Origin of the sequence: Corynebacterium sp. AOP36-E1-14, from assembly GCF_052377495.1 — a bacterium.
Taxonomy (GTDB): Bacteria; Actinomycetota; Actinomycetes; order Mycobacteriales; family Mycobacteriaceae; genus Corynebacterium.
This window is the reverse complement of sequence record NZ_JBQSWV010000004.1, coordinates 150876-157224: the sequence shown is the minus strand read 5'-3', so window position 1 is coordinate 157224 and position 6349 is coordinate 150876. Positions and strand designations below refer to the sequence as shown.

General features: G+C 67.3%; 9 protein-coding genes. 2 read left to right on the top strand and 7 right to left on the bottom strand.

Features of this window, described 5'->3' with window-relative positions:
* Positions 1 to 83 precede the first annotated feature (83 nt).
* The 7 genes from ACT3TD_RS03515 to ACT3TD_RS03485 all read right to left on the bottom strand — a co-directional run bounded on the left by ACT3TD_RS03515 (position 84) and on the right by ACT3TD_RS03485 (position 4511).
* Entirely contained in the window at positions 84 to 752 is a 669-nt protein-coding gene (locus tag ACT3TD_RS03515) for a Fic/DOC family protein (protein WP_301444241.1), read from the bottom strand.
* Positions 749 to 967, bottom strand: a complete 219-nt coding sequence (locus tag ACT3TD_RS03510) for a hypothetical protein (protein WP_301444242.1) — start codon at positions 965 to 967, stop codon at positions 749 to 751. Before ACT3TD_RS03510 ends, ACT3TD_RS03515 begins: the two co-directional genes overlap by 4 nt.
* 78 nt (positions 968 to 1045) lie before the next feature.
* On the bottom strand, positions 1046 to 2263 hold the full coding sequence (locus ACT3TD_RS03505) for an ABC transporter permease (protein ID WP_441579828.1): 1218 nt from the start codon (positions 2261 to 2263) through the stop codon (positions 1046 to 1048).
* Positions 2260 to 3150, bottom strand: coding sequence for an ABC transporter ATP-binding protein (locus ACT3TD_RS03500; RefSeq protein WP_441583008.1), 891 nt, complete (start codon positions 3148 to 3150; stop codon positions 2260 to 2262). The genes ACT3TD_RS03505 and ACT3TD_RS03500 overlap by 4 nt, the downstream gene beginning before the upstream one ends.
* Before the next feature lie 37 nt (positions 3151 to 3187).
* Positions 3188 to 3739 carry a hypothetical protein gene (locus ACT3TD_RS03495; RefSeq protein WP_301443142.1) on the bottom strand — a complete coding sequence of 184 codons (552 nt, stop codon included), beginning with the start codon at positions 3737 to 3739 and terminating at the stop codon, positions 3188 to 3190.
* Positions 3736 to 4248 carry a hypothetical protein gene (locus ACT3TD_RS03490; protein WP_301443141.1) on the bottom strand — a complete coding sequence of 171 codons (513 nt, stop codon included), beginning with the start codon at positions 4246 to 4248 and terminating at the stop codon, positions 3736 to 3738. The genes ACT3TD_RS03495 and ACT3TD_RS03490 overlap by 4 nt, the downstream gene beginning before the upstream one ends.
* Positions 4248 to 4511 (bottom strand): helix-turn-helix transcriptional regulator, encoded by a 264-nt coding sequence (locus ACT3TD_RS03485; protein ID WP_301443140.1) that lies wholly within the window; start codon positions 4509 to 4511, stop codon positions 4248 to 4250. The genes ACT3TD_RS03490 and ACT3TD_RS03485 overlap by 1 nt, the downstream gene beginning before the upstream one ends.
* Positions 4512 to 4594: 83 nt before the next feature.
* Here ACT3TD_RS03485 and ACT3TD_RS03480 point away from each other — a divergent pair, with 83 nt between their 5' ends.
* Both ACT3TD_RS03480 and ACT3TD_RS03475 read left to right on the top strand, forming a co-directional pair.
* Entirely contained in the window at positions 4595 to 5476 is an 882-nt protein-coding gene (locus ACT3TD_RS03480; protein WP_301443139.1) for an aldo/keto reductase, read from the top strand.
* Between the two features lie 96 nt (positions 5477 to 5572).
* A complete protein-coding gene (locus ACT3TD_RS03475) occupies positions 5573 to 6343 on the top strand; it encodes an enoyl-CoA hydratase (protein ID WP_301443138.1) in 771 nt (256 codons plus the stop codon).
* The last annotated feature ends 6 nt before the right edge of the window (positions 6344 to 6349 follow it).

Genomic DNA, 6349 nt, shown 5'->3' with positions numbered 1-6349 from the left:
TGGTTTCCCCCTTCTTCCATTTGTTGGATGAAGTGTATACCAGGGCCCGGACATGAAACGTGCACCTGTTCGAACAGCGGTCGTTAGTGCACCATATACGGGGTTCCGCGGGGGTTGTTGCGACGGAAGGTCATCATGTCGTGGAAGATCTCGGCGGAGGAACGGTCGTCACTAGTTGCATCAGTGTCCGGACCTGCACCGTCGGCAAGCACACCCGGGCGCAGCATCTGCGCGAGGTAGGACGGGTCGACCGTCGCGGCACCGACGTAGCGGGCGGCGTGCACCTGCTCGGCGTTGATCCGCGTCCAGTCCACCGTCCAGCCGACGTGCCGGAGCAGCTGGTCGAAGAAGTAGCGTTGCGTCCGGCTGTTGCCGTCCTGGAAGGGATGCACCATCGTCATCTCCGACCAGTGGTCGGCGACGGTGCGCACCGCCGCGTCGAGGTCCGAGTCCGACGGGGGCTTGCGGTCGATGTCGTGGAGCACCCGGTCGAGTTCCTTGTCGACGAACTGGGCGCGGCACATCGCCATGCCCATCGCACCGACCTCGGTGGTGCGCACAGCACCCGCCCACGGGTACACGTCCTGCATCAGGTACGAGTGGACCCTGACCAGTTCATCACGGGTGAAGCTGGTCAGGGGATCGCCGCGCTCGAGTTCGGCCAGGCGCAGGGCGGCGGTCCGTCCGGCCAGCGACTCCAGTTCCGCGAGGTCGGTGATGCTGAAGAAGTTCTCCGGGAAACTGCCCGTCATGCCCCGGCCACCCGCTCGCGCAGTTCGCGGGCATGGGTGGAATCGCCGTAGCCGTCGTGCTCCAGCATCGCCAGCACCGAGTTGTCGGCGCTGGTTTCACCCCGGAGGATCCGCCGGACCTCGGCCTCGGTGTCCTGGCTCAAGGGTTGGCCGGCCATGGTCATCGACGCGTCGACGGCGGCGGCTTTCTGGTCCTCGGTGCGGTGGTCTGTCACGGTTCTCAGGGCCTTCCTGTGGTGGTCGACGACCACCACAGTCTACCAAGGAAAGGCGATCTGAACAGCGGAAATGTTTTACTTTCCGGCCTTGATGGCGCGCATCCAGGTCATCTTCTTGCCGTTGTTGAGGATCGAACCACGGTAGATCCGGGCGACCAGCAGCAGCACCAGGAAGATGGTCAGCGCCAGCAGCGCGAAGGACGCGACCAGCAGCCCCAGCGACATGTCTCCGGAGGCGTAGCGCATCGGCGCGACACCCAGCGACATCGGCGGCACCCACGAAAGCACCTGCATCACCGTGGAGTCCGGTGCGCTCCAGCCGAAGATCGGCGGGTACAGCACCACGAAGAAGACGAGCATCACCGGCATCTGTGTGCTGCTCAGGTCCTCGGCCTTGCTCACCAGTGACCCGGCGGCCGCCCACAGTGCACTGAAGAAGAGCATGCCCAGGATGAAGGAGACCAGGAGCACCGGAATCGTCGCCGCGTCGATCTGGATGTCGGTGAGCATGCCCGTCATCCCGAGCGCGGCGAATGCGGCTCCGAGGATCACCACCGTGCCGATGGAACCGATGATCAGCATCGCCAGGATCTTGCCGACGAGCAGGTCGATCGGACGGATGGTGGCGAGGATGATCTCGACGACGCGCGAGGACTTCTCCTCGGTGACCCGTCCGCCCACGTTGCCGGCGAAGATCATGATGAACATCAGGATGACCGAGGTGCCGAGCATGGTGGTCACCACGGCGGCGATGTTGTCGTCCTGGGCGTCCTCGGAGACGTCGACGGTCGTCACCGCCGCGTCGGGGAGTGAGGCGGCGAAGTCGTCGGGATCCACGCCCACGGCGTCCAGCGCCTCGTTCTGGGCGATGGCGGACGCCGCGGCCTGCGCGGCAGCGGCGACGGCCGGGTCCGGCGTGCCGTCGGCGATGAGCTCGAAACCGTCGGACGTGCGGACGAGTGCGGCGTCCTTCCCGTCCTGGACCGCCGAGACCGCGGCGTCCCGGTCGTCGACCGCACTGACGTCGATACCGTCGCCGGCGATCTCGGAGACGACGGAGGAGTCCGTGCCGCCGACGACGAGTTCGGGGTTGTCGCTGTCTCTGCCGGTGAAGAAGTTGACGATGAACACCGCGGCGATCACGCCGACGAGCACGATGATGAAGGTGGCGATGATCGCCTTGTTCTTCGTGGCGACCTGGATCTCACGCTCGGTGACGGTGCGGATCGCACCGGCGCGCGAGTAGCCGGAGGGGGCGGGAGCGGGGGTTCGCTCGGGGGTTCGCGTGGTCATGAAGAGACGACCTCCTTGAAAAGATCGGTCAGGTCGGGGACGCGGCGGGAGAAGCCGTGGACGGTGCCCGCGTCGAGCGCGGCGTGGAGGATCTGCTGGTCGCCGACGTGTCCGGCGTCCAGGACGACGGAATCCGCGTCCGACTCGACGACCCGCGTGCCCGCCGGGTACCAGTCCCGCGCGGTGGTGCGGACCTCGTAGAGGACGGGGCCGCGGTCGCGCAGGTCGTCCACCGTGCCCTCGGCCTTCATCTGGCCCTTGGTGATGATGCCCACCCGGTGGCACAGTCGCTGCACCAGGTCGAGCTGGTGGGAGGAGAAGAGGACCGGCACGCCCTCGGCGGCCTTCGCCAGCAGCAGCTCGCTCATCACCGAGACCGCGACGGGGTCGAGACCGCTGAACGGCTCGTCGAGGATGAGCAGCTCGGGGTGGTGCACCAGGGAGGCGGCCAGCTGCACGCGCTGCTGGTTACCGAGGGAGAGCTCCTGGAGTTTGGAGTTGGCGCGCTCGGTCAGGCCGAGCTGCTCGAGGAGCTCGTCGGTGGCGGTGGTGGCGGCCTGCTTGGTGAGTCCGTGCAGGCGTCCGAAGAAGATCAGCTGGTCGGCGATCTTCTCCTTGTCGTAGAGGCCGCGTTCCTCGGGCATGTATCCGATGGTGCGGCGGATGTCGTCGTTGATCGGGGTGCCGTCTACGCGGGCCTCCCCGGTGTCCGAGGTCAGCACGCCGAGCGCGATGCGCATGGCGGTGGATTTGCCGGCACCGTTGGATCCGACGAAACCGTAGACCTCGCCGGGTCGCACGGTGAAGGTCATGTCGGTCAGGGCGCGGACGGCGGAGTCGCCGCTGCCGAAGGTCTTGTTGAGGTGGTCGATTTCCAGGGTGGGCACGGGTTGCTCCTCTGGTTGTGGGGACGTGGTGGCCAGACTAGTTGTTTGGTGGGGGAACCGGAACGGGGCCGAAGGTCGTGGCGTAGGCGATGGTGGGCATCGCCGTCGCTGCCATCATCGAGAGAACGGTCAGCAGGCCGCCGGTGTAGACCCAGCGGTGCAGGCTCTCCGGGTTCGCGACGGCGACGAAGATCATGAACAGCGCGACGACCAGGAGGAACAGGGTGGTCCAGCCGTAGGCGACGGACTGCCAGGTGCTCAAGACCTTCGCCTCGTACTCGTCGAGCTCGGAGTCCGGGGCCACGTCGCGGGTGTTGATCACGGTGCGCAGCATCGTCCAGCTCACGCAGACGATGACGGTGAAGGGCAGCCACGCGAGGATCAGCGGCAGCCAAAAGATCTGTGCCACGGTGGTGGCCACCCCGAGCACGAGGGACCACAGGTAGATCCTGATCAGGAGGCGGACACGGGCCTCGGTCCGCCAGGACGGTGCCTGGGTGGACAGGGTCTCCTCGCGGCGCCGCCAGCGCTCGGCGCGGTTCTCGGCTCGGTTCTCTGCCCAGTCGTTGACTCTGGTGAGGACGCTCATGATGCTGGCACCTCTTCCCGGTGTTCCACGGAGACGAGGAGGTCCTTGTTCATGCCGCCCGCGATGCCCTGGAGTATCTGCAGGGGAATGTAGAGAATCGCGGCAAATGTCATGTAGCTGCAGGCCTGGAGTGCGCGGACCACGGAATTCAGTGCCGACCGAGGATCATCGCCGCTCAATCTGACGAGCGGGACCAAAGAGAACGCCAACAGGGCGAGCATGATGAAGCAGATGCAGGTGCCCAGGGCTCCGCGCAGCGCCTTGTTGCGGCGCTGCAGCTCGTACTCGTCGAGGTCCTGCTCCGGTCGCCGGTCCTGGTGGTGAACGCTACGACGGAGAAGAAAGATAGCCGTCACGGCCACGAGGTCTCCGATCATCCAGCAGACAAAGGCAAACCCGGTCGACGTCAGGGAGAGGACCGCAGCGCAGATGACGAGGGCGATGCCGACATGTGCGGTGAGTACGAGTCGCTGACGGTAGGTGACGATCTTCGGTACTGACCGTTTCATCACTGATCCTTCCGGTAGATCTCGGTGGACATGGGGCCGAACTCCGTGCGGCTGAACACCGCGGCGACGGGGAGGTCGAAGACCTCGCAGACGCGGAAGGCCAGGTCGAGGCTGGGGGAGTGGTCGCCGCGTTCCAGTGCGCCCACGGTCTGTGGGTTCACGTCGATGAGTGCCGCCAGGTCCGCGCGCGACATGTCCCGTTCCGCGCGCAGCACCCGGATCCTGTTGTGGATCGGGGTGGCGGGCTTCTTCTTCGGGGACATGACACAAAGTGTTGTATAAACCCAATGACTTGTCAAGAATTTTAGGTGGCGGACGGACCAGGGGCAGGCCTACGCTGGCGGCCATGACCAACGCAGAAACAGCGCAAACAGCGCAGACAGTCACGCTCAACGACGGCCACGAGATCCCGCAGCTCGGCCTGGGCGTGTGGGAGCTCTCCCCGGAGGACGCCTACGCCTCCACCCGCGCGGCGATCAGCGCCGGCGCCCGCCACATCGACACCGCCGCGGCCTACGGCAATGAGTCGGACGTGGGACGTGCCATCGCCGACGCCATCGCCGAGGGTGAGGTCACCCGCGACGACCTCTACGTGACCACCAAGCTCTGGAACGCCGACCAGGCACCGGGCAAGGCCGCCGGGGCGATCGACACCTCCCTGGCGAACCTCGGTCTCGACCACGTCGACCTGTGGCTGATCCACTGGCCCGTGCCGTCCTACGGCCGTTACGTCGATGCGTGGCGCGCGCTGATCGAGGCGCGCGAGGCGGGTAAGACGACCTCCATCGGTGTGTCGAACTTCTACCCGGAGGTGCTCGACGAGATCATCGACGCCACCGGTGTGGTCCCGGCCGTCAACCAGATCGAGCTGCACCCGGGCCTGTCCCAGCAGGCGCAGCGCGCCGACGACGCCAAGCGCGGCATCGTCACCGAGGCCTGGTCGCCGCTGGGCCGTGGACTGCTGGACCACCCGGTCGTCACGGCCGTGGCCGATGAGGTCGGGGCGTCCGCCGCGCAGGTCATCGTGCGCTGGCACCTGCAGCAGGGCATCGTGGTGTTCCCGCGCTCCAGCAAGGCCGAGCGGGTGAAGGAGAACCTCGACGTGGACGGTTTCGAGCTCAGCGACGAGCAGATCGACCGCATCACCGCCCTGGACGACGACGAGGCCGCCGCCGGGCGTGTCGGCGCGGACCCGCGCGAGGCGTCCTTCGGCGTCCCGGAGGAGTGACCTGCCCCTCGTTTGAGGTGTTCACCCCACCGCCGCCGGAACTTTCGGGGACAATGGGCCACCGGAGACCAACCGGACGGGAAGGCAGTTGAGGGTATGGCAGAGGCACAGGCGGGATCAGGGGTACGGGTCACGCGCGACGGCACCACGCCGGGAGTCGGCATCATCACGCTGTGCCGTCCGGAACGGCGCAATGCGCTGGACGCGGACGTGTGCGTGGCCGTCGCCGAGGCGGTGGAGGGCTTTGTAGCTTCCGGCGACCCGGTGCGCGTGATCCTCCTGCGCGCCGAGGGACCCGCCTTCTGCGCGGGCGCGAACCTGAAGGGCGGGGTGTACGCCACCGACTTCTTCGGCAGTCTCGAACGTATGATCCGGGCCGTCACCGAGGCCCCGGTGCCAATCGTCGCCGACGTGCAGGGCCCGGCGGTCGGCGCGGGCTGCCAGCTCGTGCTCGCCTGTGACCTGCGGGTGATGGGCCCGAAGGCGCGGGTGTGGGTGCCCGCGGTGCGTCACGGTTTCAGCCTCGACCGCTGGACGGTCGCCCGTGCGGTGGAGCTGCTCGGCGGCTCGGTGGCGCGCAACGTGCTGATCGCCGGGGCGCAGGTGGGCCAGGCCATGGCCGTGTCCACCGGGTTCGCCACACTCGGCGGTCCTGCGCACGACGCCCTGGAGCTGGTCCGCACCATGGCCGGCCAGGCGCCGATGCCGATGCACTACTTCAAGCTGGCGATGAACAACCCGTCACCGGACGAGGAGCTCGCCGGGGAGATCGACCGGCTCGGCGGGGCCTGCTGGCTCAGTCGCGACGCCGCGGAGGCGCGCCGGGCCCGTGAGGAGAAGCGTCCCCCGGTCTTCGAGGGACGGTAGGTTTTC

Coding starts and splice junctions, on each gene's coding strand:
- ACT3TD_RS03515 (WP_301444241.1), bottom strand. CDS start 752: ATGACGGGCAGTTTCCCGGAGAACTTCTTCAGCATCACCGACCTCGCG.
- ACT3TD_RS03505 (WP_441579828.1), bottom strand. CDS start 2,263: ATGACCACGCGAACCCCCGAGCGAACCCCCGCTCCCGCCCCCTCCGGC.
- ACT3TD_RS03495 (WP_301443142.1), bottom strand. CDS start 3,739: ATGAGCGTCCTCACCAGAGTCAACGACTGGGCAGAGAACCGAGCCGAG.
- ACT3TD_RS03490 (WP_301443141.1), bottom strand. CDS start 4,248: ATGAAACGGTCAGTACCGAAGATCGTCACCTACCGTCAGCGACTCGTA.
- ACT3TD_RS03485 (WP_301443140.1), bottom strand. CDS start 4,511: ATGTCCCCGAAGAAGAAGCCCGCCACCCCGATCCACAACAGGATCCGG.
- ACT3TD_RS03480 (WP_301443139.1), top strand. CDS start 4,595: ATGACCAACGCAGAAACAGCGCAAACAGCGCAGACAGTCACGCTCAAC.
- ACT3TD_RS03475 (WP_301443138.1), top strand. CDS start 5,573: ATGGCAGAGGCACAGGCGGGATCAGGGGTACGGGTCACGCGCGACGGC.